The 24,260-nt window shown below is 68.6% G+C and carries 15 protein-coding genes and 1 tRNA gene; 14 read left to right on the forward strand and 2 right to left on the reverse strand.

The window, feature by feature from the left end:
- Positions 1-114 precede the first annotated feature (114 nt).
- The 4 genes from OF850_RS01485 (at position 115) to OF850_RS01500 (ending at position 8,296) form a co-directional block, all read left to right on the forward strand.
- Positions 115-618 (forward strand): hypothetical protein, encoded by a 504-nt coding sequence (locus tag OF850_RS01485; protein WP_301587894.1) that lies wholly within the window; start codon positions 115-117, stop codon positions 616-618.
- 116 nt (positions 619-734) lie between these two features.
- The gene (locus OF850_RS01490) at positions 735-3,500 is read left to right on the forward strand and encodes a DUF2339 domain-containing protein (protein ID WP_301587895.1); all 2,766 of its coding nucleotides are present in this window, start codon (positions 735-737) and stop codon (positions 3,498-3,500) included.
- Positions 3,501-3,505: 5 nt separating this feature from the next.
- Entirely contained in the window at positions 3,506-4,807 is a 1,302-nt protein-coding gene (locus tag OF850_RS01495; protein WP_301588836.1) for a DUF3999 family protein, read from the forward strand.
- Between the two features lie 1,221 nt (positions 4,808-6,028).
- Positions 6,029-8,296 carry a hypothetical protein gene (locus OF850_RS01500; RefSeq protein WP_301587896.1) on the forward strand — a complete coding sequence of 756 codons (2,268 nt, stop codon included), beginning with the start codon at positions 6,029-6,031 and terminating at the stop codon, positions 8,294-8,296.
- Between the two features lie 610 nt (positions 8,297-8,906).
- Here OF850_RS01500 and OF850_RS01505 read toward each other — a convergent pair.
- Positions 8,907-8,980: transfer RNA gene (locus OF850_RS01505), tRNA-Gln, on the reverse strand.
- Positions 8,981-9,110: 130 nt separating this feature from the next.
- Between OF850_RS01505 and OF850_RS01510 the strand changes: the two genes are divergently transcribed.
- The 3 genes from OF850_RS01510 to guaB are packed head-to-tail and all read left to right on the forward strand — an operon-like array spanning position 9,111 to position 12,384.
- Positions 9,111-10,115 (forward strand): Ppx/GppA phosphatase family protein, encoded by a 1,005-nt coding sequence (locus OF850_RS01510; protein WP_301587897.1) that lies wholly within the window; start codon positions 9,111-9,113, stop codon positions 10,113-10,115.
- Between the two features lie 43 nt (positions 10,116-10,158).
- A complete protein-coding gene (locus OF850_RS01515; RefSeq protein WP_301587898.1) occupies positions 10,159-10,851 on the forward strand; it encodes an RlmE family RNA methyltransferase in 693 nt (230 codons plus the stop codon).
- Positions 10,852-10,899: 48 nt separating this feature from the next.
- Entirely contained in the window at positions 10,900-12,384 is a 1,485-nt protein-coding gene (gene guaB, locus OF850_RS01520) for an IMP dehydrogenase (RefSeq protein WP_301587899.1), read from the forward strand.
- A 6-nt stretch (positions 12,385-12,390) separates the two neighbouring features.
- Here the strand turns inward: guaB and OF850_RS01525 are convergent, their stop codons facing one another.
- Positions 12,391-13,203: a class I SAM-dependent methyltransferase gene (locus OF850_RS01525; protein WP_301587900.1), complete on the reverse strand. Its 813-nt coding sequence runs from the start codon at positions 13,201-13,203 to the stop codon at positions 12,391-12,393.
- A gap of 175 nt (positions 13,204-13,378) precedes the next feature.
- Here OF850_RS01525 and OF850_RS01530 point away from each other — a divergent pair, with 175 nt between their 5' ends.
- The 7 genes from OF850_RS01530 to OF850_RS01560 all read left to right on the forward strand — a co-directional run bounded on the left by OF850_RS01530 (position 13,379) and on the right by OF850_RS01560 (position 24,168).
- Positions 13,379-14,017: a hypothetical protein gene (locus OF850_RS01530; protein ID WP_301587901.1), complete on the forward strand. Its 639-nt coding sequence runs from the start codon at positions 13,379-13,381 to the stop codon at positions 14,015-14,017.
- Between the two features lie 97 nt (positions 14,018-14,114).
- The gene (locus OF850_RS01535) at positions 14,115-15,413 is read left to right on the forward strand and encodes an RsmB/NOP family class I SAM-dependent RNA methyltransferase (protein ID WP_301587902.1); all 1,299 of its coding nucleotides are present in this window, start codon (positions 14,115-14,117) and stop codon (positions 15,411-15,413) included.
- Positions 15,410-15,976: a GNAT family N-acetyltransferase gene (locus OF850_RS01540; RefSeq protein WP_301587903.1), complete on the forward strand. Its 567-nt coding sequence runs from the start codon at positions 15,410-15,412 to the stop codon at positions 15,974-15,976. The genes OF850_RS01535 and OF850_RS01540 overlap by 4 nt, the downstream gene beginning before the upstream one ends.
- A gap of 49 nt (positions 15,977-16,025) precedes the next feature.
- Positions 16,026-17,585: a glutamine-hydrolyzing GMP synthase gene (gene guaA / locus OF850_RS01545; protein WP_301587904.1), complete on the forward strand. Its 1,560-nt coding sequence runs from the start codon at positions 16,026-16,028 to the stop codon at positions 17,583-17,585.
- Positions 17,586-17,787: 202 nt separating this feature from the next.
- Entirely contained in the window at positions 17,788-20,640 is a 2,853-nt protein-coding gene (locus tag OF850_RS01550) for a PAS domain S-box protein (RefSeq protein ID WP_301587905.1), read from the forward strand.
- Positions 20,641-20,714: 74 nt separating this feature from the next.
- Positions 20,715-22,001: an ArgE/DapE family deacylase gene (locus OF850_RS01555; protein WP_301587906.1), complete on the forward strand. Its 1,287-nt coding sequence runs from the start codon at positions 20,715-20,717 to the stop codon at positions 21,999-22,001.
- 322 nt (positions 22,002-22,323) lie between these two features.
- Positions 22,324-24,168 carry a ribonucleoside-diphosphate reductase subunit alpha gene (locus OF850_RS01560; RefSeq protein WP_368044668.1) on the forward strand — a complete coding sequence of 615 codons (1,845 nt, stop codon included), beginning with the start codon at positions 22,324-22,326 and terminating at the stop codon, positions 24,166-24,168.
- Positions 24,169-24,260: the final 92 nt, after the last annotated feature.

Consider the following 24,260-nt stretch of genomic DNA (forward strand, 5'->3'; position numbering starts at 1 on the left):
CCACTCGCGAGTTTAGCTTCAACCTCGCGCTCTGCCCGAAGATTCGGCTGGAGAACGCAGTTCAGCTGATGCAAGGGTTCCGTCTCAACGTTTCCGGAAAGGAGTGCTTCGCCCATGCCCATGTCACTCGAGGAGTTCGCAGAACGATGCCGCGCGGCGCTGCTGGCCGATCAGGGTCCGGCTGGCCGGGAGGCCGTGTGCCGACTTGTGCAGGAAGCCTTGAATGACCGGGAGTTCGTGGCGGCTCAGCTGCCGGATGGGGCACCCGAGCGAAAGATCCTTTACGAGGATCCTGAGCTTGGCTTTGCGATCGTCGGCCACGTCTATCAGGGTGCGAAGGCGAGCCAGCCGCATGATCACGGCACCACCTGGGCGATCTACGGGCAGGCGGCTGGCGAAACCTTGATGACAGACTGGATCGCCGTCGCGCGCCCGCAGGCAGGGCAGCCTGGCCAGGTCCGACGTGGCCGCGACTACGCGCTGCGCCCAGGGGACGCGCACCTCTACCACCCCGGCGATGTCCACTCCCCCCGGCGCGACGGACCCACGCGGCTGCTGCGGATCGAAGGGGTCAACACGGACCGCATCGAGCGCTTCCCGTACGAGGAGGTCGCGTAGCCTCTGCCGAAGGGCCTGCGGTTGGGATAGCACCGGATTTCGGTGGGCGGTGAAGACAAGATGCGGCGAATGGACGCGTGGCCAGCGCTGCATTGCCCAGCTTCGGAGTGCGAAGGATGGTGATCTGGGGCTTGGTCATTGGAATGCTCGCCGGAATGATGCTCGCCGGCGATCTGGTCGGAGCCGTGATTGGGGGCGGGTTTGGCGCTCTCGCCGGCCGGCTTCTCCTGCGCTCGGTTCGAAACGAGATACTGCGTGCTGTCGCGCCACTGCAGGCCGAGATCGAACGGCTAAGAGGCGCCGCACTTCCCGACTCGGTGGCGAACGCGACCGCGCCCGCCGCTGTCGTTCTCCCGGAGGTCGCGCCCTCAGAGGGGTCACCAGCCTCAGCGCCTGAGGCCCTTTCCCCGATCGAAGCGGCACACATCCCCTCAGAGCCAAGCTTCCTGGCAGTGAAGTTCGCCCAGGCCAGGACATGGTTGCTGGGCGGGAACACAATCGTCCGCGTGGGCCTGCTGCTGTTGTTCCTGGGTCTTGCCTTCCTGGCCAATTACGCCGCACAGGCCGGCCTGTTCCCGGTCGAGCTGCGGCTTGCATTGGTGGCTGGGGTTGGCATCGCGCTTCTGGTGTTCGGATTCCTCACCCGGGAGGCCAGGGCCGGATTTGCACTCGCGCTGCAAGGCGGTGGCGTCGCCGTCATCTACCTCACCTTGTTCGCCGCGACGAGATTGTTCGATCTGGTGCCGCTCGGCGTCGCCTTTGGACTGATGGTCGTGGTTTGCGCTCTCGGCTGTGCTCTTGCCTTGCTGCAGAATGCGCAGAGCCTCGCCTTCACGTCCTTTCTCGGTGGTTTCGCGGTCCCCCTGCTGCTCCCCGGCGATGGCGGCAGTGCGTTGGCGCTCTTTGGCTACTACACGCTGCTGAACCTGGCGGTGCTGTTCATCGCGGGACGGCGGTCCTGGCGATCGTTGAACCTACTGGGCTTCACGGCGACCTTCGGCACGGCGACCCTGTGGGGACTGTCCAGCTACGATCCGGCCGATTTCTGGCTTGCCCAAGGATTCCTGATCCTTTCCATCCTGATCTACATCGCCGCCGGCATCACTTATTCGCAGCGCACGCCCAGCAGGCTTGGAGGCGCCGTGGACACCACGCTGGTGTTTGGCCCGGCCATCGCAGGGTTCGGCCTCCAGGTGGGCCTCGTCAGTGACCAGCCTTTCGGCCCTGCCTTCTCCGCGTTGGGATTCGCCGGTCTGTATCTTGGGATCGTGGCTCTGCTCGGCCGCCGGCGGATGGCCGAGATGCGGGTGATGAGCGAAGCGATGCTCGCGATTGGTGTCGGCTTCGTGACTCTCGCCATCCCGCTGGCGCTGGGTGCCCATTGGACGTCCGCTGCCTGGGCCCTGGAAGGCGCCGGCGCCTTCTTTGTCGGCATGCGCCAATCGCGTCCAATGCCGCGATTCTTCGGGCTCGTTCTGCAAGCGGTGGCGGCGCTGCTGTTCCTGGGCAGCTTGGATACCAACATCGCCACGCTGCCATTTCTCAACGACACGTTTTCCGGTGCATTTTTGGTGGCGCTGTCACTCTTCGCAACTGCTTGGTGGCTACGCGCGCCGCTGGCGCACGGAGGGTCGCCGCTTGAGGCGCGCTACGGGGCGTTCGAGGCGCGGCTAGGCAAACCGGTTTTCCTGGCCGGCTTTGTCATCTGGTGGGTCGGCTTCGCCTTCGAGGCGTTCCGGGAACAGCCGGGGTTGCTGGCTGACTCACCATCCAATGCGATTTTCCATCCTGCGACGGCGGACCTCCTAGCCATGCTCGCCTTCGTCGCCAGCGCATGGGGGGCACAGACACTCGCTCGCCGCACGGCCTGGCCCGCCGCTGCCGAGCCCGCCCGTGTGACCTTTCTCGCCCTTTGGCTTGGCTTCCTGGCAATGCTTCTGGACCAGGGATGGGTGTTGGGGGGTGCTCACCCCGTGATATGGGCCACGGCTGTCGTTCTGCATTTGCACACGCTCGCCCGACAGGATCAGGCGACAACGAGCCACCGGGCAGCGCCGCTGCTGAGGGCAGCACACATCAGTGGTGTCTGGCTGCTGCTCGCGATGCTCTCAAATGTCCTGGCGTTTGGGATCGATCGAGCGCATCTCTGGGATACCGCCTGGGCAGCAGTCATCCTTCTCGTGGCAGCGACGATCGTGTTGCTGCTTTTGACACTTTGGGCTGGGCGGGCACTCACCTCGGAGCCCGGTAGGCGTTGGCCACTGGCCCAGCACGCAGCCGCCTATGCCTGGGCGGCCGCAGTGCCGGTCGCTGTCTTGCTGGCTGGGGGGACGCTAGTGACGGCGCTGTTCGCTTCGGGGAATGCCTATCCGCTGCCGTACGTTCCACTGCTCAATCCGGTGGATCTGTCGGTGATGCTGGCGATCGTGACGTTGGCGCTGTGGTGGCGGACGGTGCGCACGAGCAGTGTTTCCGGCATTGCCAGGGTGGGGCAATGGTTTCCCTCTAGCACGCTCGCAGTGCTGGGGTTTGCATTGCTCAACGGCGCTTGGCTGCGGATTTCGCATCAAGTGTTCGGTGTAGCCTGGAACGGCGACGCCCTGCTTGGCAGCTTCATGGTGCAGACTGGCACGGCGATCCTCTGGACCTTGGCGGCCCTGGCACTGATGCTGGTGGCCAGGCGTCGAGCAGACCGTGCACTCTGGCTTGCCGGTGCCGGGCTGCTGACGCTGACGGTCGCTAAGCTATTGCTCGTGGATCTCGCGAATGCCGGCGGCGGTGCCCGGGTGGTCGCGTTCATCGGCGTCGGCACGCTGATGCTGGTCATCGGGTACGTGGCGCCGTTGCCGCCGCGGCTGGCGCGAGAGGATCAACCCGCGTGAAGGGAATGAAGCCGGCGCTCGGCCTATTCGCGCTTCTGCTCCTCGTCGTTGCAGTGCCTGGACTGGCCGACACACCCGCCGACTTCGCGCTGCGCCTGCGGGTCCTGCCTGCGCCCGAGGCGTCCGTGCAACGCCTGGAGCTGCCGGCTGCTGTACTGGCTAGCTCGCTCAGCCCGAAGCTCGCTGATCTGAGATTGTTCGACGCCAACGGACGGTTGCTGCCGATGGAGTTGGTCGAGGCTGATGGAACCGCTCAGCAGAACGCGCTGCGGCCGATGCCGGTCTTGGGTACCGCCGATGCTCTGCGGACGGCAGGCGTTTCGCTGCGCGTCGGCGCAGACGGAAGCGTGCGGGTGCTTTCAGGCCAAAGAGATCTGGATGCTGCAGGGTCTATGCTCCTCGCCATCTTGCTTGACACGCGGCAGGTAAGTGGCACGACGACGTCGCTCCTGCTCGACGCCGAGGTACCGGCATCTCAGCCCGTCACCTTCACGGTCGAGGCGAGCAACGACCTGATGGCGTGGCGTCGGCTGGGCCAGACAGTCGCCTTTGAACCGGGGGCTTCGCCCGCGACAGTGCAGGTGCCGCTTCGAGCCTCGGAAGTGCGTGGCGAATGGCTCCGGGTCACTTGGAGCGCCACGCCGCGGCTGCTCGCTCCAGTGACCGTGCGCGGTGCGACGCTGACGACGCGCCGGCCGCCTGCGGACGCGCTCGTGGAAGCGAGTATCGCTGGCACCCCAAGTGAGGGCGCATGGCAATTCGGCCTGCCGATTGCGACCCCGGTCCGTTCGATGGGCCTCATGACCGCTCAAGCAGAGGTCATCGTACCCTATCGCCTTCTGGGTCGTGCCGCACCGGAGCAGGCATGGATGTTGCTCGGCACGTCAGTGGCCCGTCCGCAAGGTTCCGGTGAGGTGTCGCGCATCGCGCTGCACCGTACGGACCTCAAGGAGTTCCGGGTGGAATCCGAAGGAACTGGCGTGGGATTTGCCGCGGCGCCTCGTTTGCAGCTTGGCTTGGCACCGCACACGGTCGCCTTTGCTGCGGCGGGCCCGGCGCCCTACACGCTCGCAGTAGGACGAGCGCGTAGCAGCGCCGCATTTCTGCCGCCCGGCGCTCTGCACGCGGATCAAGGCCCGACATATGCCTCGCTTGATGTGCCGAGCGACTGGCGGCTCTCGGTTGCTTCAGATGACGGGCGCGCCGCATTACGACGCCGTATGTTGCTTTGGGTTGCTTTGGCCGCGGGTACGGCGACGCTGGGGGTCGTAGCCTGGCTGCTGTGGCGCAGATCGGCGGAAGCTTGATGTTCATGTGACCGCGAGCGATGAGCTGATCAAAGAGGCATGGCGGAAGAGGTCCATATCCTGTGTCAGAGCGCCTGGCGAAACAGGCTGGCGGATGTTGGCGTTTTCAGGCGAAACCGTTTGTTTCCGATGCGCTGTGGACGGCGGTTGAGCCGCTTTTGTCGCCTGAGGGCCTCGAGCCGAAGGCGGGAGGCAGGCGATAGGCGCTCAGCGTACACCTCGTCGCGATCGCCAAGGCGCGGCAGAGGGCGGCACCAGTCGTTCATCCGATAGTTCCACTCAGTGCTGACCGTAGAGCTGGACCTGACCCCGGAAACTGGTCCTGCGGAAGCGCAGGTTCTTCGGGCACGATGATCCTCTGAGGTGGAGGAACGCCACCTCGTCCAGCACGACCGATCCGCCTGCATCCACCCGCAGGGGCTGCGTCGCTGCTGCAGGAGGTGGTCGATGCCGACAAATGGCCACGATGTCTGGGACGAAGATCGGCCCGCCGTGGCGGGCGCATCGACCCGCGCGGGGAATGTGGAGAGGAACCGGACGTCAGGACAGCATGGACAAGCTGAGCTGCGCGATCTCGTCGCCATCGCGTCCACGGTAGTTCCGGCCGCAAGCGTCGCGCCGCATCCGCGCCTGGGAAGCCGCGAGGATTCCTGTGGTCTCGGCCACGGCGAGCCGCGTCGGGCATCCATCAGTCCAGATCGTCTCCCCACCAACCACCACACGCCGCACCGCCCGGTTGCGGCATGATAGATCAGCGAGCGGAGCGGATCGCGCGGCGGCGCCATCAACGGGTGGCGCAGATCTACCAGCACGACGTCCGCCATCACGCCCGTCCCGCCTTCTGCAGGCACGTGGCTTCGCCCCGACCGCCGCAGATTCGGTTCGACACGGACTTCCGCGCCGTCCTCGCCGAGGCGACTGAGCAGCACCGCCCGGTGCGCGTGACCAGCAAGGTTCGCACGGGGCGACCCGGAACGGTCACCGGACAAGCGTGAAATGGCCAGCACAATCTTGTTGCGCTCCGGCACCGACCGGCTGAATGCTCTATTCGACGGAATGGAATGCGGCCAGTTCGAACCGGAGCGGAGATCTGCCCGGCGCACTTGATCCTTCGGGCATTCCGCTCACGCCGCGTGAGGTCGCGGGTGCCCGTGCGCACACGAGGTCGCCTGCGCATTTGCACGGCGCCTGTGGTGGGGCGCAAAGCGATGGGAGGCTTCCGTGCAGGATTTCGACCAAGGCGATCTCGACGCGCTCGCCGCCGCGCTGCTGCGGCGCCTCGGGCTTCCTTCCGGATCCCTGCCGCCGGCAGGACCAACGAGACTGCCCGACCCGCGCCTGCCGGAGCTGCCGCCTCTCGACCGGCCAATGCCCGAGCTGAACCGGCCGGCCAGGCTGGCGATCCAGGGTCTCGAAGTGACGCAGGCCACGCAGCATTTCGGCTCCGGCTTCGGCGCCGACAACTCCATTCCCACCGTCGCGCTCAAGCCCATGGTGGTGCGGGCCTATCCTTACGCCATCCCAGGGATCCTCACCGGGGACACGCTTTCCGGCCTGCAGGTCACGGGGGAGCTGGTGCTGAGCCGATGGGGCAGGGAGGTGTACCGGACGGGCCCGACCCGCCCTGGTGGGGCGCGCCTCGGCCGGTTGACGGAACTCGACCGCACCCTGTGGGACAGGGAGCAAGATTTGTGGGTGGGCTCGCGGGACGGGCTGTCGGTGAAGCACATCCGCGGCAACCCGCCGCTGAACTTCCTCGTGCCGGCCTGGTATCTCCGCGCGGAGCAAACGGTTGTCACGGTGCGGCTGTGGATCGCTTCGGCGGCGGGCGTCTCCGCTGATGCCTCGCTTCGGCTGGACGTGCTGAACGTCGCCGCGCCCAAGGTCGCGCTGGTGCGCGTCAAGTGGGACAACAGCGTGGGCACGGTGGTCACGCCGGCCGACGACGACATGCTGGGCACCTTACGCCTGGCAGAGCGCATGCTGCCGTTCCCCTATTTCGAGGCCAACATCCTGACGCTGTCCTATACGCGCAGCGGCAATTTCGGGGCGACCGTCGCCGCAGGCGGGTGCAACGCGCTCTGGGTCGAAATCCTGAAGCGGTTGAAGGAGGCGCGCTTCTGGACGCAGCTGTTCCAGCTCGCGGACATCGTGATCGGCATCGTGCCGTCGGCGGCCTTTCCGACCGGTCAAGCCAGGGTCAAAACAGGCTGCGGCAGTGGGGAGGACGGGGTGGGTGCCTTCTTCGCGGGGCAGGAGATGACCACCGCGCACGAGATTGGCCACATCTACGGGCGTCCGCACGTCCATGTGCCGAACGACCCGAAGAACGACACGGAGTATCCAAAGTACCGGAAGGGCTTCAACCGCTCGATCGGCGAGGTCGGGATGGATGTGGGGCTGTCGCCACCGACACTCTACGACCCGGCAACGGCGATCGACGTCATGGCCTACACGACGCCAGCGGGCGAGCCGCAATGGATTTCACCCCACACCTATTCGAAGATCCTTGAGATGCGGTCGCTTTATTCCACCGTCCCGGCCGACCCGCGGCGTGTCCGGCCGTGGCTGATCGTTTCCTTCCAGCTTGAGCGCCTGGCCCGGGGTGGGCGCGCCGTCGTGTTGGAGAAGGCGATCCGGCTGGACGCACCAGGCAGCGTCACCGCGGCCGCGGGCCAGGAGGAGAGCCCGATCTCGATTGATCTCCTCGACGTGGATGACCGGATCCTGGCGACGCATCACGCCTTTCCCATGCGCACCGAGCCGGGCGGTTGCGGCTGCCACGGCGGACGCGGCGGCGTGCCTGAGGGGCGCGAGCCGTTCCTCAGCTTCGTTGAGGCGATCCCGCTGCCGGAACGTGAGGTGGCGCGCATCTCCTTCCACGCCGGCGACGCGCCGCTGCTCGTGGTGGTAGCCGGCGATCCGCCGTACATCGCGCTCGAAGGCCCTGAGCGGCATGAGGACGGGCTGCATCTGCGCCTTGAGGTGTCGGGCAGCGACGAACGCGTCTCCACCCTGATCTTATTCACCGGCGACGATGGGGAAACCTGGACTCCGGTCGCTGAGGATCCGCCGACCGATCTGCCGTTGGTGATCGACCCAGCGCAGCTGACCGGAGGCCAGCGCTGCCGCTTCCGCGCGGTGGCGACGGCCCGCCTCCGCTCGGCCACCGCCGAGACGGCGGAGTTCGAACTTCCCCGGCTCGGCCGTGGCCTTTTCGTGCGGGCCGAGGCCGACCCATGTGCGGGAGGGTGGGTGCGGATGAGCGCGTTCATCGATGCGCGTGGGTTGGGCGCGGTGACACCGCAGGATGTGCGATGGGAGTCGGACCGCGACGGCGAACTGGGTCAGGGCTTCGAGCAGGCGGCACGGCTGTCGGACGGGAGGCATGTCATCTCGGCCTCCATCCCCGACGGGCTGGGCGGCAGAATGACGGAGCGGGCCATGATCGTCGTGGGCGGCCGTCCGCCGCAAACCTTGCCGGGTTAGGCGATGGGGCAGCGGCCCAGGAGCCGAGTCGTCATGACGAATTTCGCGTGACCGGGCTCGGAGCAGGCCAAGCCGCTGGACTGTGGGACTGGCTGATGGCCCCGGTCCCGGTGCCTCCGACCCTTGCCGGCCGTGGCTTGGCCGCAAGCCGTTGGAAGACAAGCCGATGGAAGATACGTGAGGGAATGGCGCGGACCCCACCTTCAAGTGGCTGGGCCGCGCGCGGTCCCGGGGGCTTATCCGGCTCCTGGCCGAGGCCGCTTCCCGGAACCACACAGATCGCCTCAGCCCAGGCGCATAACTCTGGCTCCGCCTGCCTTAAGAGGCACGGAGCCGTCTGTTGTTCCGGTGCATGCGTGCGCTGGAAACGGGGACCCTGCCGAAAGGCCCGCTGCGCGACGGCTGCACGACGGAAGCGATCCGGGCAACCTCCGGCACCACTAGAGGGTCCCACCGCGGTGATGGAGATGGGGGGTGTCGCACATGCGCGTTGCGCAGCCGGGCCGCCACTGCGAAGTGGTACATCCAGGTGGTCACATGGCGCGGACGACCCCGTCTTCGGCGCTGGCACCTTCGTGAGGCCAGGGATTCCGCGGGGGACGGCTGCGAATGGCTGGGGGACCTGGATTCGAACCAAGGCTGCCCGGGTCAGAGCCGGGAGTTCTACCGCTAAACTATCCCCCAGCAGGGACGGCGGTGCCGACGCGGCAGGCAGATAGCACCGGCCCCACCGCTTGCCAAGTCCGTGACGATCCTGCTTGCACGCGAGGCCAGGGACGGGGATCATGCAGGACTGCCATCTGGGAAGAGTTTGATGCGCGCGCCTACCCTCCTCGATGCCCGGGGCAGGGCCGAGGAAGGCTCTGCGGCACTCTTCGCCGCCCTCGACCTTGGCACCAACAATTGCCGCCTCCTCGTCGGGGCGCCGACACGCGGCGGGTTCCGCGTCGTGGACAGCTTCTCGCGCATCGTGCGGCTGGGGGAGGGGCTGGCGCGGACCGGCGCCCTGTCGGAGGCCGCCATGGACCGGACGGTGGAGGCGCTGTCGCTCTGCGCCGAGCGGCTCGTGCGGCGCCGCGTCCAGCGCGTCGCCGCCGTGGCGACGGAGGCCTGCCGTCGCGCCGTGAACGGCGCGCCCTTCCTGCGCCGGGTGGAGGAGGAAACGGGGCTGCGGCCGCGCATCATCTCCCCGCGCGAGGAGGCGGAGTTGGCGATGGAGTCCTGCGCGCCGCTGCTGGCGCCGGATGACCGCCGCGCCATCCTGTTCGACATCGGCGGCGGCTCGACGGAGATCGCCTGGATCCGCGCGGGCGCGCAGCCCGAACTGATCGGCTATGCCTCGATTCCCCTCGGCGTCGTGACGCTGGCCGAGCGCGCGGGGGAGGATTGCTTTTCCGCCAACGGCTTCGCCGAGGTGGCGGAGGAGGTGGAGGCGCGGCTCGCAGAGTTCGAGCGCCTCCATTGCATCCGGCACGAGATCGCGCGCGGCGGGGTCCGCCTCATCGGGACCTCGGGCACGGTGACGACGCTGGCGGGCGTCGTGCTCGACCTGCCGCGCTACCGCCGGCAGCTGGTGGACGGGTTGAGCCTGCCGGCGGAACGGGCGGACGAGGCGCTGGCGCGGCTCTTCGCCATGGGGCGGGCCGGGCTGTCCGCGCATCCCTGCGTGGGGCCGGAGCGGGCGGATTTCGTCCTGCCGGGCTGCGCCGTCTATGCGGCGATCCGCCGGCTCTGGCCGGTGCCGGAACTCACCGTGGCCGACCGGGGGCTGCGGGAGGGGATGCTGATGCGCCTGATCCGCGGTGCGGCACGCCGCTGAGGCCGGTGCTTCTGCCGGGGTGCGCGGCGCGTTAGGGAAGGGCATGGCCCCGCCCCCGCGCAACCTCCACACCAAGCTCAAGACCGCCAAGGGTCGCTCCACCGCCTCGCAGCGCTGGCTCGCCCGGCAATTGAACGACCCCTACGTCAAGGCGGCCAAGGCCGCAGGGTGGCGGTCGCGCGCCGCGTTCAAGCTGCTCGACCTCGACGCAAAGTTCCACCTGCTGCGGCCGGGGATGCGCGTCGTGGACCTCGGCGCCGCGCCGGGAGGGTGGACGCAGGTGGCGCTGAAGGCGGTCGGCGAGGCGGGGCACGTGGTCGCGCTCGACCTGCTGCCCATGGACCCGGTGCCGGGCGCCGTCGTCCTCCAGGGCGACTTCCAGGAGGAGGCGGCGGAGCGGGCGGTGATCGAGGCGCTGGGCGGCAAGGCCGACCTGGTCCTGTCGGACATGGCGCCCAACACCACGGGGCACAACGCGACCGACCACCTGCGGATCATGGCGCTGGGCGAGCTGGCCCTGGACTTCGCGGAGCGGGTGCTGGCGCCCGGCGGCGGATTCGCGGCGAAGCTGTTCCAGGGCGGGGCGGAGCGCGCGATGCTGGACCGGCTGCGCCAGGGCTTCACCCGGGTCGCCCATGCCAAGCCGCCGTCGAGCCGCAAGGAATCGAGTGAACTTTATGTGGTGGCCACCGGCTTTCGCGGGGGCAATCTGGACGCGGCCGGGCGGCGGGAGTAGGAGGGGCCGCCAAGGCCCGCGACCCCGCCCGAAAGGTCCCATCCCGCCATGGCTCTCGATTCCGCCGAACCGCTCCGCATCGCCGAGGCCTATGCCTTCGACGACGTGCTGATGCTGCCCGCCTATTCCACGGTGCTGCCGACGCAGACCGACACGCGCACCCGGCTGACGCGGGAGATCGGGCTGCACATCCCGCTTATCTCCGCCGCCATGGACACGGTGACGGAGGCGCCGATGGCGATCGCGATGGCGCAGCGCGGCGGGATCGGCGTGATCCACAAGAACCTCACGCCGGAGGAGCAGGCGGACCAGGTCCGCCAGGTGAAGCGCTTCGAGAGCGGCATGGTGGTGAACCCGGTCATGGTCCATCCGGACCAGACGCTGGCCGACGTCATGGCGCTGAAGGCGCAGCACAAGATCAGCGGTTTCCCGGTGGTCGAACCGAAGACCAACCGGCTGGTGGGCATCATCACCAACCGCGACGTGCGCTTCGCCACCGACCCGAACCAGCGCGTCTACGAGCTGATGACGCGCGAGAACCTGGTGACGGCGCGCGAGGGGGTGAGCGCGGAGGAGGCGCGGTCGCTGCTGCACCGCCGCCGCATCGAGAAGCTGCTGGTGGTGGACGAGGCGGGGCGCTGCGTCGGCCTCATCACCGTGAAGGACATGGACAAGAGCGAGGCGCATCCCGTCTCGGTGAAGGACGCGATGGGGCGGCTGCGCGTCGCCGCCGCGACCGGCGTAGGCGAGGACGGGCTGAAGCGCGCCGAGGCGCTGGTCGCCGCCGAGGTGGACGTGGTGGTGGTGGACACCGCCCATGGCCACAGCGAGGGCGTGATCCGCGCCATCGAGCGCATCAAGCGGCTGAGCAACACGGTGCAGGTCATCGCCGGCAACGTGGCGACGCCGGAGGCGGTGCTGGCGCTGATCGAGGGCGGTGCCGACGCGGTGAAGATCGGCATCGGCCCCGGCTCCATCTGCACCACGCGCATCGTCGCGGGGGTGGGCGTGCCGCAACTGACGGCGGTGATGGAGGGCGCGGCGGCGGCGCGGGAGTCGGGCGTGCCCTGCATCGCTGATGGCGGCATCCGCAACTCAGGCGACATCGCCAAGGCGCTGGCCGCGGGCGCCGACTGCGTAATGATGGGCAGCATGCTGGCCGGGACGGAGGAGGCTCCGGGCGAGGTGTTCCTCTACCAGGGACGCTCCTACAAGTCGTATCGCGGCATGGGCTCGCTGGGCGCCATGGCGCGCGGCTCGGCCGATCGCTACTTCCAGGCCGAGGTGCAGGACCAGATGAAGCTGGTGCCGGAGGGCGTGGAAGGCCGCGTCGGCTACAAGGGGCCGGTGGGCGCGGTGATCCACCAGATGGTGGGCGGGCTGCGCGCCGCCATGGGCTACACCGGCAGCGCCACCATCGCCGACCTGCAGAAGAACGCGCGCTTCCGCCGCATCACCAATGCCGGCCTGCGCGAAAGCCACGTCCATGACGTGGCGGTGACGCGCGAGGCGCCGAACTACCGCGCCGACTGACGCGGATCAGGCGGTGCCGCGCACCGCCCAGGCCCGCGCGGAGAGGGTGATGCTGCCGTCGGGCCCCGCCGGCAGCGCGGCGCGCAGGGCTTCGCGCAGGGCGGCCCGGCGCTCCTCGGGGAGGGCCATGCAGTAGCCGGGGGCCGGGGCGCCGCCTGCCAGGAAGGGCGTCCAGTAATCCTCGAAGTCGCGGAAGGGGGTGGGTACGGTGATGTCCGTCACCTCCACCGCGGTAAGCCCGGCATCACGGAACAGCGCGGCCAGCGGGCCGGGGCGGCAGAGGGGGAAGCGCAGCGCCTCGTCCCGGCCGCCGGCGCTGTCGGGGTCGAGCGCGGCGGCGGCGTCCCAGAAATGGCGCATCATCTGCATGCCCTCGGCATAGTCCCAGACATAGGCGGCGACGGTGCCGCCCGGGCGGGCGGCGCGGCGCAGCTCCGCGACGGCGCGGGGCTGGTCCGGGACGAAGTTCAGGACGAGGCCGCTCACCACCGCGTCGAAGGACGCGTCCTCCACCGGCAGGGACTGGGCGTCGCCGGAATGGAAGCGGGCGCGCGGGTCGGCCAACTCGCTTCGTGCGTGGGCGAGGAAGGCGTCGGACAGGTCCACCCCGGTGACGGAAGCCGGGTCGCAACGGGCGAGGATCGTGCGGGACAGCATGCCGGTGCCGCAGCCCACGTCCAGCCAGCGCCCGCCCGGCGGCACGGCGAGCCAGCGCAGGAACTTAGGCGCGACGCGTCGGCTCCAGCGGCCGACATAGGATTCGTAGGCGCTGGCGGCGGACCAGAGCGGGGCCTGGCCTTGCGTCGGGCTCACGGACATGGGCGGCGTCCTTGCGGCTGCGCGGGAAGTAGGGCGCGGCGCCAGGAGGTCCCGCAAGCGGAAATCCTTGACTTTGCTGTCATGTTCTTGATTTGTTCGGAAGGTTGTGTGCGGAGGCGGGCATGGCGGTGCGGCAGGCGAAGCGGGGGAAAGGGCACTGCTTTTCGCAGGGGCGGTGGCTGCGCTGGACCGGATGGAGGTGCGGGGGAGGGCAAGGCCCCGGCTGTCGCCGCCGCATCCGTGGCGGCCGCTGACCGAGGCGGAGCTCCGCTTCGTGTGGCCGGTGCTGGAGGCGCTGTGCGCGCACGAGGTGGGGCGGCCGTCGCGGCACGACCTGCTGTCGCGTTTCGAGGCGTGCCTGGAGGCCGCCTGCACGCGCCTGCCCTGGCGGCAGGTCGAGACGCGCTCCGCGCCCGGGATGAAGGGCGACACGCTGCACCCGAACTTCCGCCGCTGGACGGAGCGGCGGCTGTGGATGGCACTGCTGCTGAAGATCGGGCGGGAGAAGCCGGGCCTGCCGGCGCTGGAGTATTTCCTGTGCAGCGCCTTTCGCCGCGCTTGGCGGGGGCAGGGGATGCGCGGGGTGCTGGTGGCGCGGGCGACGGGGCTGATGTCGGCTCTGCGGGCGCCGTTTTCCCGCTTCCCCGATCCGGGTTTGTCCGCGCGCTGCCACGCCGGCTTTCTTTCGCCCGGTCTTGCTTCGCTGCTGGGATGGCCGCCGGAGGTGCAGGGGAGTTTCCTGCGCGCCAGCCGGGCCTTGTTCCGCCTGTTTTCCGGGACGCGGCGGATCCGGCGCTGCTGGGAGCCGGCATGAGCGCGGGCGCTTCGCCCGGCGGGGCATCGCTGGCAGGATGGGGCATGACGATTTCCATGCCTGTTCCCGTTTCTCCCGCCCGCGCGGGGCGCGGCGCATGACGCCCGAAGCCCGCCTCGCCGCCGCCATCGACCTGCTGCACGCCGTGATGGAGCAGCCGCGCCGCCCGGCCGACGCCATCGCGGCCGAGTTCTTTCGCGCCCGCCGCTACATCGGCGGCGGCGACCGGCGCGAGGTGAGCGACCTCGCCTGGGGGGTGCTGCGTCAGAGGCTGCGGCTGGAATGGTGGATCGGCCAGACGGGGGTGCGGGTGACGCCGCGCCTGCTGGTGCTGGCGCTGCTGATCCTGGGCCGCGGCATGAAGCCCGGCGAGGCGTCGAAGCTGTTCATGGGCGGGCGCTACGGCGCAGGGACGCTGGACGTGGGCGAGGAGGAGGTGGCGCGCTCCCTGGCCGGGAAGCCGCTGGTCGGCAAGGACATGCCCGACGGGCCGCGGCTGAACCTGCCCGAATGGGCGCTGCCGGGGATGCGCGCCCGATTCGGCGCGGCGCTGGAGGCCGAGGCGGCGGCGCTGGAGGCAGCGGCCCCGCTGGATCTGCGCGCCAACGCGCTGAAGGCGACGCGCGAGGCGGCGATGGCGGCGCTGGGGATGGAGGCGGTGCCGACGCCGCATTCGCCCTGGGGGCTGCGGCTGCGCGGACGCGCCTCGGTCGCCGCCACCCCGGCCTACAAGGATGGGCTGGTCGAGGTGCAGGACGAGGGGTCGCAACTCATCGCTGCGCTTGTGGGAGCGAAACCCGGGATGCGCGTCGCGGATTATTGCGCGGGTGCCGCGGGGAAAACTTTGGCGATGGCCGCGACGATGGCGAATCAGGGGCGGATCACCGCCTGCGACGTTTCCGCCCCTCGGCTGGAGGGTGCGGCGAAGCGCCTGCGGCGTGCCGGCGTGCATAACGCGGAGACGCATCTGCTGAGCCCGGGCGACCGTTGGGCCAAGCGCCGCGCCGGTCAGTTCGACCGGGTGCTGGTGGATGCCCCCTGCACCGGGACGGGCACGTGGCGGCGCAATCCTGATGCGCGCAGCCGCACCACCGGCGAGGACCTTGCCGAACTGGTCGGCAAGCAACGTGAAATTCTGTCCATCTCCGCGCAACTTGTTCGACCGGGCGGTAGGCTCGTCTACGCGACCTGCTCACTGCTGCCGGAGGAGGATGAGGCCCAGGTGGACGGTTTCCTGCAAGCGCACGGGGATTTCCACGCCGTTCCGCTCGCCCAGGCCTGGGCGGAGGCGGGAATGCCCGGCGCGCCGCCATGCGAGGGGCCGCACCTCGCCCTCAGCCCGGCGGCGCATGGGACGGACGGGTTCTTTTGCGCGGTGATGGAGCGCGCCTCATGACGGTCAGCATTCGCCGCGCCCGGCCGGGCGACGCCATGGCGATGGCACGGGTCCACCTTGCCTCCTGGCGCAACACCTATCCGACGCTGCTGCCGGCGTCCTATCTGGCCAATCTTTCCGTGTCCCGGGAAGCGGCGGGGTATGAGCAGGGCCTGGCCCTGGGGCGCGGCGGCCATGCCGGGTTCCTGGCCATCGCCGACGGAATGGAAACGCCGGGCGGCGGGGTGGTGGGCTTCGTGACCGGAGGCTTCGCGCGCCGGGCCGGGATCGCCGAGGGGGAGGTGGAGACGCTCTACCTGCTGGACGATTTCCAGGGCCGCGGCATCGGGCGGCGCCTGATGCGCGCCATGGCGTCGCATCTCGCGTCGCTGGGGGCGCAGAGCGCCTTCGCCTGGGTGCTGGAGGGCAACAATTCCCGCTATTTCTACGAACGCCTGGGTGCGCGGGCGGCGGCGCGGGAGGTGGTGCGCTTCGCCGGGCAGGACCTGCCGCAGCGCGCCTATGCGTGGGACCCGATCCACCTGCTGCTGACGGCGACCGCCGGCACCCGTGCGCCGCGGTGAGGCGGCCCGCCGCGCTTGACGGCGCGCGCCGCCTGTGGTGCCAGCCGCCATGACCCAGCGCCACGACCGACTCCTCATCCTCGATTTCGGCTCCCAGGTGACGCAGCTCATCGCCCGGCGGCTGCGCGAGGGTGGTACCTATTGCGAGATCTGGCCCTTCAATGCGGCGCCGGAGGAGAAGGTGCGGGAGTTCGCGCCGAAGGGGATCATCCTGTCCGGCGGACCGGCCTCCGTTACCGAGGGGGAGAGCCCGCGCGCGCCGGAACACGTCTTCTCGGCGGGGCTGCCGGTGCTGGGCATCTGCTACGGGCAGCAGACCATGGCGCAGCAGCTGGGCGGGCAGGTCGAGGGTCACGACCATCGCGAGTTCGGCCGCGCCTTTGTGGACGTCCTGGCCGATTCCGCGCTGACCCAGGGCATCTGGGCCAAGGGCGCGCGCGAGCAGGTGTGGATGTCGCATGGCGACCGCGTCACCCGCCTGCCCGAGGGATTCAGGGCGGTCGCCACCAGCGACGGCGCCCCCTTCGCCATCACGGCCGACGAGGAGCGTCGTTTCTACGGCGTGCAGTTCCACCCGGAGGTGGTGCACACCCCGCACGGCGCGCAGCTCCTCGACAATTTCGCGAAGGCGATCTGCGGCTGCGGCGGCGACTGGACCATGAAGGCCTACCGCGCCGAGATGGTGCAGCGCATCCGCGACCAGGTGGGCAAGGGCCGCGTGGTGTGCGGCCTGTCCGGCGGCGTCGACTCCTCCGTGGCGGCGGTGCTGATCCACGAGGCGATCGGCGACCAGCTGACCTGCATCTTCGTGGATCACGGGCTGATGCGGGCGAACGAGGCCGACCAGGTCGTGCAGACCTTTCGCGACCGCTTCAACATCCACCTTGTCCACCGTGATGCGTCCGACCTGTTCCTGGGCCAGCTTTCCGGCCTCACCGATCCCGAGGCGAAGCGCAAGACGATCGGGCGCCTGTTCATCGAGGTGTTCGAGGAGGAGCAGAACAAGATCGGCGGCGCCGACTTCCTGGCCCAGGGCACGCTCTACCCCGACGTGATCGAGAGCGTGAGCGCGACGGGCGGGCCTTCGGTCACCATCAAGTCGCACCACAACGTGGGCGGGCTACCCGAGGGAATGCGGATGCGCCTCGTCGAGCCGCTGCGCGAGCTGTTCAAGGACGAGGTGCGCGTGCTGGGCCGGGAGCTCGGCATCCCGGAGGAGATCGTGGGGCGGCACCCGTTCCCGGGGCCCGGCCTCGCCATCCGCATCCCGGGCGAGGTGACGCGCGAGAAGGCGGACCTCCTGCGCAAGGTGGACAGCGTCTTCCTGGAGGAGATCCGGACCGCGGGGCTGTACGACGCGATCTGGCAGGCCTTCGCCGTTCTGCTGCCGGTGCGCACCGTGGGCGTGATGGGAGATGGGCGCACCTATGATCAGGCCTGCGCGTTGCGCGCCGTGACCAGCACGGACGGGATGACGGCGGAGTTCTATCCCTTCGACATGGGCTTCCTGGGGCGCGTGGCGAACCGCATCGTCAACGAGGTGCGCGGCATCAACCGCGTCACCTACGACATCACCTCCAAGCCGCCCGGCACCATCGAGTGGGAGTGAGGGGTGCTCTCGCAGGATCTCGGAGGCGCTGGGGGGTTCCCTCCTGTGCAGGGGATGGCTCCTTGCAACCAGGCTCAGGGCGGTCACGCTGGAGCTTGTGCGCAACCGAGGGATGTATTTTCCGACTTGGCTCCCGCTGACCCGTGCGGAGAATTCCGGTAGTCACGCAGGGTTCCGGCCTCGAACCGTGGAAATGATGCGCTTGACCCAGGCTCAGGCCGCCGATCCGTTCCTGCATTTCCTCGCCGATGGCGGCGGGATGCGGGAAAGTGTGCGGCAGCACGACTGGGCGGCCACTCCGCTCGGCCCGATCGCGTCGTGGCCGCAAAGCCTGCGGACGGCGACCGGACTGCTGCTCTGCTCCCCCGTTCCCATGGTCATGCTGTGGGGGGAGGAGGGCGTCATGATCTACAACGATGCCTACTCCGGTTTCGCGGGTGGGCGCCATCCGGCGCTGCTTGGTTCCCGCATTCGCGAAGGCTGGCCCGAGGTCGCGGATTTCAACGACCGGGCCATGCGGGTCGGCCTGGCCGGTGGTACGCTTTCCTTCAAGGACCAGGAGTTCACCCTCTTCCGCCACGGCGTGGCCGAGCGCGTCTGGATGGATCTCGACTACTCGCCCGTTCCGGACGAGCGCGGCCGGCCGGGCGGCGTCATCGCCGTGGTGGTGGAGACCACGACGCGCCGGATGGCCGAGCGGCGCAGGGCTGCGCTCTCGGAACTGGGTGATCGCCTGCGCGAGACAGCGACGCCCGCCGCTGCAGCCCATGCCCTTTCCCAGGCAGCGCTGCGCCACCTGGGCGCCGAGGGCGTCGCCATGTTCGAGGCGCAGCAGGACGAGTTCCATCGTCTCAGCCATGCCGGGCGTCCCCCGGCCACCGAGGGCGAGGCCGCGCCGCAGCGCCTCGTCGCACCAGTGATGCGGGATGGGCACCTTGTCGCTCGCCTGCTTGCGGAGCGGCGCGGACCTCCGCCCTGGACGCCGGACGAGGTGGCGCTCGGCCTCGAACTTGCCGAACGCGGCTGGTCCTCCATCCAGCGTGCCCGGGCCGAGGCGGCGCTACGGGAAAGCGAGGACCATCACCGCGCGACGGTTGATCTGAACCCGCAGGTGAGCTGGACGGCCCTGCCCGAAGGTCAGCTCGACCAGGTCAGTCCGCGCTGGATGGAATGGACCGGGACGACGGGCCTCGGTTCGACATGGTCCGATGGGCTCCACCCCGATGACCGCGCCCGCACCTTCGAGGTCTGGGGCCACTCGGTCGCCACTGGCGAGCCGTACGACATCGAGCACCGCATGAAGATGCGCGACGGCTCGTATCGCTGGGCGCATTCCCGCGCCTACCCACGGCGCGACAGCAAGGACGCCATCGTGAAGTGGTATGGCGCAACGGAAGACATCCATGTGCGCCGCATGGCCGAGGCTGCGCTGCGGGAAAGCGAGGAGCGTTTCCGCTCGCTTGCCGACTCCGCACCGGCGTTGATCTGGATGACGGAGTCCGAGGGGCGGCTCATCTACGCCAACCGTCACCATGAGCGCGTCTTCGGGCTGGATCCGAGCGCCACTGCACCCGAAGCGTGGCGCAACTTCATCCACGAGGCCGACCTCACGTCGTTCGAAGCAGGCTTCGCCCGCGCCTTCGCGGCGCGCGAGGATTTCCTCGGCGAAGTTCGCGTCTGGGACCGCAAGCGGCGCGCTCGCTGGATGCTTGTCCAGGGTGTGCCGCGTGCGGATGGCGAGGGTCGCTTCCTTGGCTATGTCGGCGTGTCCATCGACGTGACCGAGGCTCGCCTGGCCCGCGATGAGCTGGAACGCCGCGTGGCCGAGCGCACGGCCGAGCTTGCCGCCACCAATCGCCAGCTTCTCGGCCAGATCGAGGAGCGCGAGCGCATCGAGGCGACCTTGCGGCAGATGCAGCGGCTGGAGGCGGTGGGGCAGCTCACCTCAGGCGTCGCGCATGATTTCAACAACTTGCTCACGGTCGTGCTCGGCAACCTCGATTTCGTGGAGCAGGCGGCTCAGCAAGCGGGTCTGGACGCGCGCTCTCTGCGGCGCCTTTCCCTCATGCGGGCGGCGGCGCAACGTGGTGCGACGCTGACCGCGCAGCTTCTCGCCTTCTCGCGCCGCCAGCGCCTCGCCGCGCGCCCCCTCGACCTGAATGAAACGGTGGCGGGGATGCGCGACCTGCTTGAAAGCTCGATGGGCGGAGCCGTGACGATCGAGGGGACGCTGCAGCCGGAGCTTTGGCCAGCGCTGGTGGATCCGACCCAGATTGAGCTCGTGATCCTCAACCTCGCCATCAACGGGCGCGACGCCATGGGAGCCGGCGGCTCGATCCGGGTCGAGACGGCGAACGTTTCGCTTGGTGCGCCGGAGCGGCCGGAGGAGCCGGCGCCGGGTGATTATGTCATGGTCGCCGTTTCGGACACCGGCAGTGGAATGACACCGGAAGTGCGAGCAAAAGCCTTCGAACCGTTCTTCACGACCAAGCCTGTCGGAAAGGGCTCGGGGTTGGGCTTGGCCCAGGTTTACGGCTTTGCGAAGCAATCAGGGGGCGGAGTGCGGATCGAGACCGCGCCTGGACGTGGCACCACGGTCCGCGTCTTCCTGCCCCGCGCCTCGGCGCCGGCTGCACCGGGTGACGGGGAGGGGACTGAGACGGATGGCGCGCCGCGGCGCCGGCGCGTCCTGCTGGTGGATGACGATGCGGCTGTGCGCGAGGTCACCGGGTCCATGCTTGGCCAACTCGGCTGCGAGGTGCTGGAGGCAGGGAGCGGCGGCGCAGCACTTGATCTACTGTCAAACGAGGAAGTGCCCTTCGACCTCGTGGTGCTGGACTACGCGATGCCGGGCATGACCGGCGCGGAACTCGCGCGGGAGATCGCGACACGGCGTCCCGGCCTGCCGGTCATCTTCGTGACGGGCTACGCAGATGAGGCGGCGCTGCGCGAACTTGGCGCGGGGAGGGTGCTCCAGAAGCCCTTCACCTCTGATGCCCTCGCTCGGATACTGGGCCGCGCCACGCCTCTTGCTTCCCCCATGGGGGAGGGCTGACGCCGGGGGCCTTGCGCTGCAACAATGCCCGGCCCCGGGCGTTGCCCGGGCATCGCCGGAGGAGAGCACCCGACATGCCAGATAGCGCGACCTTGCAGGCCCTCCGGGATGCGGTGGAGGCGGCGTTCGACGAGGAACTGCGGTTCCTGGCCGATATCGTGCGCTTCCAGTCCTTGCGCGGGCGGGAGGCGCCGCTACAGGACTTCCTCGCACGGTGGCTGGCCGGTCGCGGCTATGCGGTGGATCGCTTCTCACTGGCCGATGTGCCCCTGACGAGCCACCCGAAGGCTGCCCCCATGGTGGAGGTGGATCCGGCGCAGAGCATCCAGGTCGTTGCCACGCGCCGCTGCGGCGAGGCGAATGGCCGCTCGCTGATCCTTCAGGGCCATATCGACGTGGTGCCAGAGGGGCCCGCCGAAATGTGGAGCGTCCCGCCCTACTCGGCTGCAGTGCGCGACGGATGGCTTTACGGGCGTGGGGCGCACGACATGAAGTCCGGCGTGGCCGCCATGGTATTCGCCATGGAAGCGATCCGCGCGGCCGGATGGTGCCCGGCGGGCGACGTGCACGTGATGACTGTCACGGAAGAGGAAAGCACTGGGAACGGAGCGCTCGCGACGCTGCTGCGCGGATACCGGGCCGATGCCGTCCTTATTCCCGAACCCACGGGCGGCACCATCACGCGCGCCCATACGGGCACTTTGTGGTTCCGGCTCCGCGTGCGCGGCGTTCCGGTCCATGTCGCCGTGGCGCAGACGGGGTCGAACGCGATCACCAGCGCCATGCGCTTGGTCCAGGCCCTGGAGAACCACACCGTCACGCTGAATCGCGAGGCGCGCAGCCATCGCTGGTATTCGGAGGTGATGGACCCGATCAAGTTCAACCCGGGCATCATCCGTGGCGGCGATTGGGCCTCCAGCACACCTGCCTGGTGCGAGGTGGATTGCCGCATCGGCCTTCTGCCTGGCAGCGACGTGCAGGAGGCGATGGCAGCCGTGGAACGCTGCGTTGCCGAAGCGGCACGGGGTGACCGCTTCCTGGAGGAAAACCCACCCGAGATCCTGTGGCACGGGTTCCAGGCGGATGGCTACGCACTCGAACCCGGGTCGGAGGCAGAGGCGGTGCTGGCGCAGGCCCACCGCCACGCCTTCGGGGAGGAGATGGGTGCGCGCATTTCCACTGCCGTGAACGACACGCGCTACTACGGCCTGTATTATGACATTCCGGCGCTCTGTTACGGCCCGCGCGGCGAGGGTGCGCACGGATTTGACGAGCGTACCGACATCGAGTTCCTGCGGACGACGACGCTCTCGATCGCCGCCTTCATCGCGGATTGGTGCGGACTCAAGCCGCTCGAGTGATGCCCCCGCGGCGGTGGGATCGTCGTCAACCTTGCCAGATAGTTCACGATGTGTTCTCGTAGTGCCACATACCTGACCGGTCTGTGGATTACGGGGATATCGGATCATGAGCATTGCGGAGCAGCCCTGTGGCACGGCAAACACAGGGGGCACGTTGCCGCTTTGCGTGGAATCCCAGGAATCTCCGCGAGTCGCGCTGAATCGTAACGTCCGGGCAACTCACACCGTATCTAGCCGTTTCTCTGGCCAGGGACCGCAAGATGTTGTATCCCGTCGGGCCGGCTCTGAGGGGTTAGAGCCTGGGGGATCAGGGGAGATTGCCGTGTTCGATGCCGTTCAGCTTCAGGGCCATGGCCAAGTGCAGGTGGACCGCTCGCGGGACGCCCTGCTCACGGATTTTGGCCGTGCGACCCTCGATGACCGTTACCTCCTGCCCGGCGAGTCCTATCAGGACCTCTTCGCGCGCGTGGCCTCGGCCTATGGCGACGACGCTGCCCATGCCCAGCGCATCTACGACTACATCTCGCGCCTTTGGTTCATGCCGGCGACACCGGTGCTGTCGAATGGCGGGACCACGCGCGGCCTGCCCATTTCATGCTTCCTGAACGAGGCGAACGACTCGCTCGAATCCATCGTCGGTTTGTGGAACGAGAATGTGTGGCTCGCCTCCAAGGGTGGGGGCATCGGCTCCTATTGGGGCAACCTGCGCTCGCTCGGCGAGAAGGTCGGCCAGAACGGCAAGACCTCGGGCATCGTTCCCTTCATCCGGGTGATGGACAGCCTCACCCTCGCCATCTCGCAGGGCTCGCTCCGTCGCGGGTCGGCCGCCGTCTACCTGCCGATCAGCCATCCGGAGATTGAGGAGTTCATCGAGATCCGCCGCCCCACTGGCGGAGACCCGAACCGCAAGGCGCTGAACCTGCACCACGGCATCTTGGTGCCCGATGCCTTCATGCGCGCGGTGGAGGCAGACGAAGCCTGGGCGCTCACCAGCCCCAAGGACAACGCGGTGGTGCGCACCGTCTCGGCGCGCTCGCTGTGGATCCGCCTGCTCACGGCGCGGATCGAAACAGGCGAGCCGTACCTCATCTTCTCCGACCACGTGAACAATGCCCGGCCGGAGCATCACAAGCTGGCGGGGCTGGAGGTGAAGACATCGAACCTTTGCTCCGAGATCACGCTCCCTACCGGCCTCGATCAGCATGGGGAGCAGCGCACGGCGGTGTGCTGCCTTTCCTCGCTGAATCTCGAGACCTGGATGGAGTGGAAGGACCACCCGCTCTTCATCACCGACGTGATGCGGTTCCTGGACAACGTGCTCCAGAACTTCATCGACACAGCCCCTGATTCGATGGCCCGTGCCCGATACTCCGCGATGCGCGAGCGTTCGGTCGGGCTCGGCGTGATGGGCTTTCACTCCTTCCTGCAGAAGATGGGCGTGCCCTTCGAGAGCGTGGTCGCGAAGGTGTGGAACAAGAAGATGTTCCGCCATATCCGCGAGCAGGCGGATGCCGCCTCTCGCCTCCTCGCCGAGGAACGCGGCCCGTGCCCCGACGCCGCCGAGTACGGCTTCAACGAGCGCTTCTCCAACAAGATGGCGATCGCGCCCACGGCCTCGATCTCCATCATCTGCGGCGGAGCCAGCCCGGGCATCGAACCGATCGCGGCGAACGTCTACAACCACAAGACGCTCTCCGGCTCCTACATCGTACGCAACCCCTACCTGAAGGCGGTGCTGGCCAAGCACGGGCGCGACGACAGCGACACCTGGACCACCATCACCGTCAGCAAGGGCTCGGTCCAGGACCTCGACTTCCTGAGCGAGCAGGAAAAGGCGGTGTTCAAGACCGCCTTCGAGCTGGACCAGCGCTGGGTGATCGAGCATGCGGCCGACCGCACGCCCTTCATCTGTCAGGCGCAGTCGCTCAACGTCTTCTTGCCGGCCAACGTCCACAAGCGCGACCTGCACCAAATCCACCTGATGGCGTGGAAGAAGGGCGTGAAGTCGCTCTACTACTGCCGCTCCCTATCCATCCAGCGCGCGGACGCGGTGTCGCAGAAGGTGGTGGGCCAGGAGAACGTGATGACGCGCCACAAGGACGACGTCGCACCGTTCCAGGCGCCGGCCGAGTCCACCAACTACGAGGAATGCCTGGCCTGCCAATAAGGCAGGCTCCAAGGCCCATTCCGAAGGTCCAGGAAACCGTGTTTCCTGGTGGGGAGTGCGAGGGGTGAAGCCCCTCGCCAGACAACACATCT

The sequence above is a fragment of the Sabulicella glaciei genome, from assembly GCF_026183895.1.
Lineage (GTDB): Bacteria > Pseudomonadota > Alphaproteobacteria > Acetobacterales > Acetobacteraceae > Roseococcus > Roseococcus glaciei.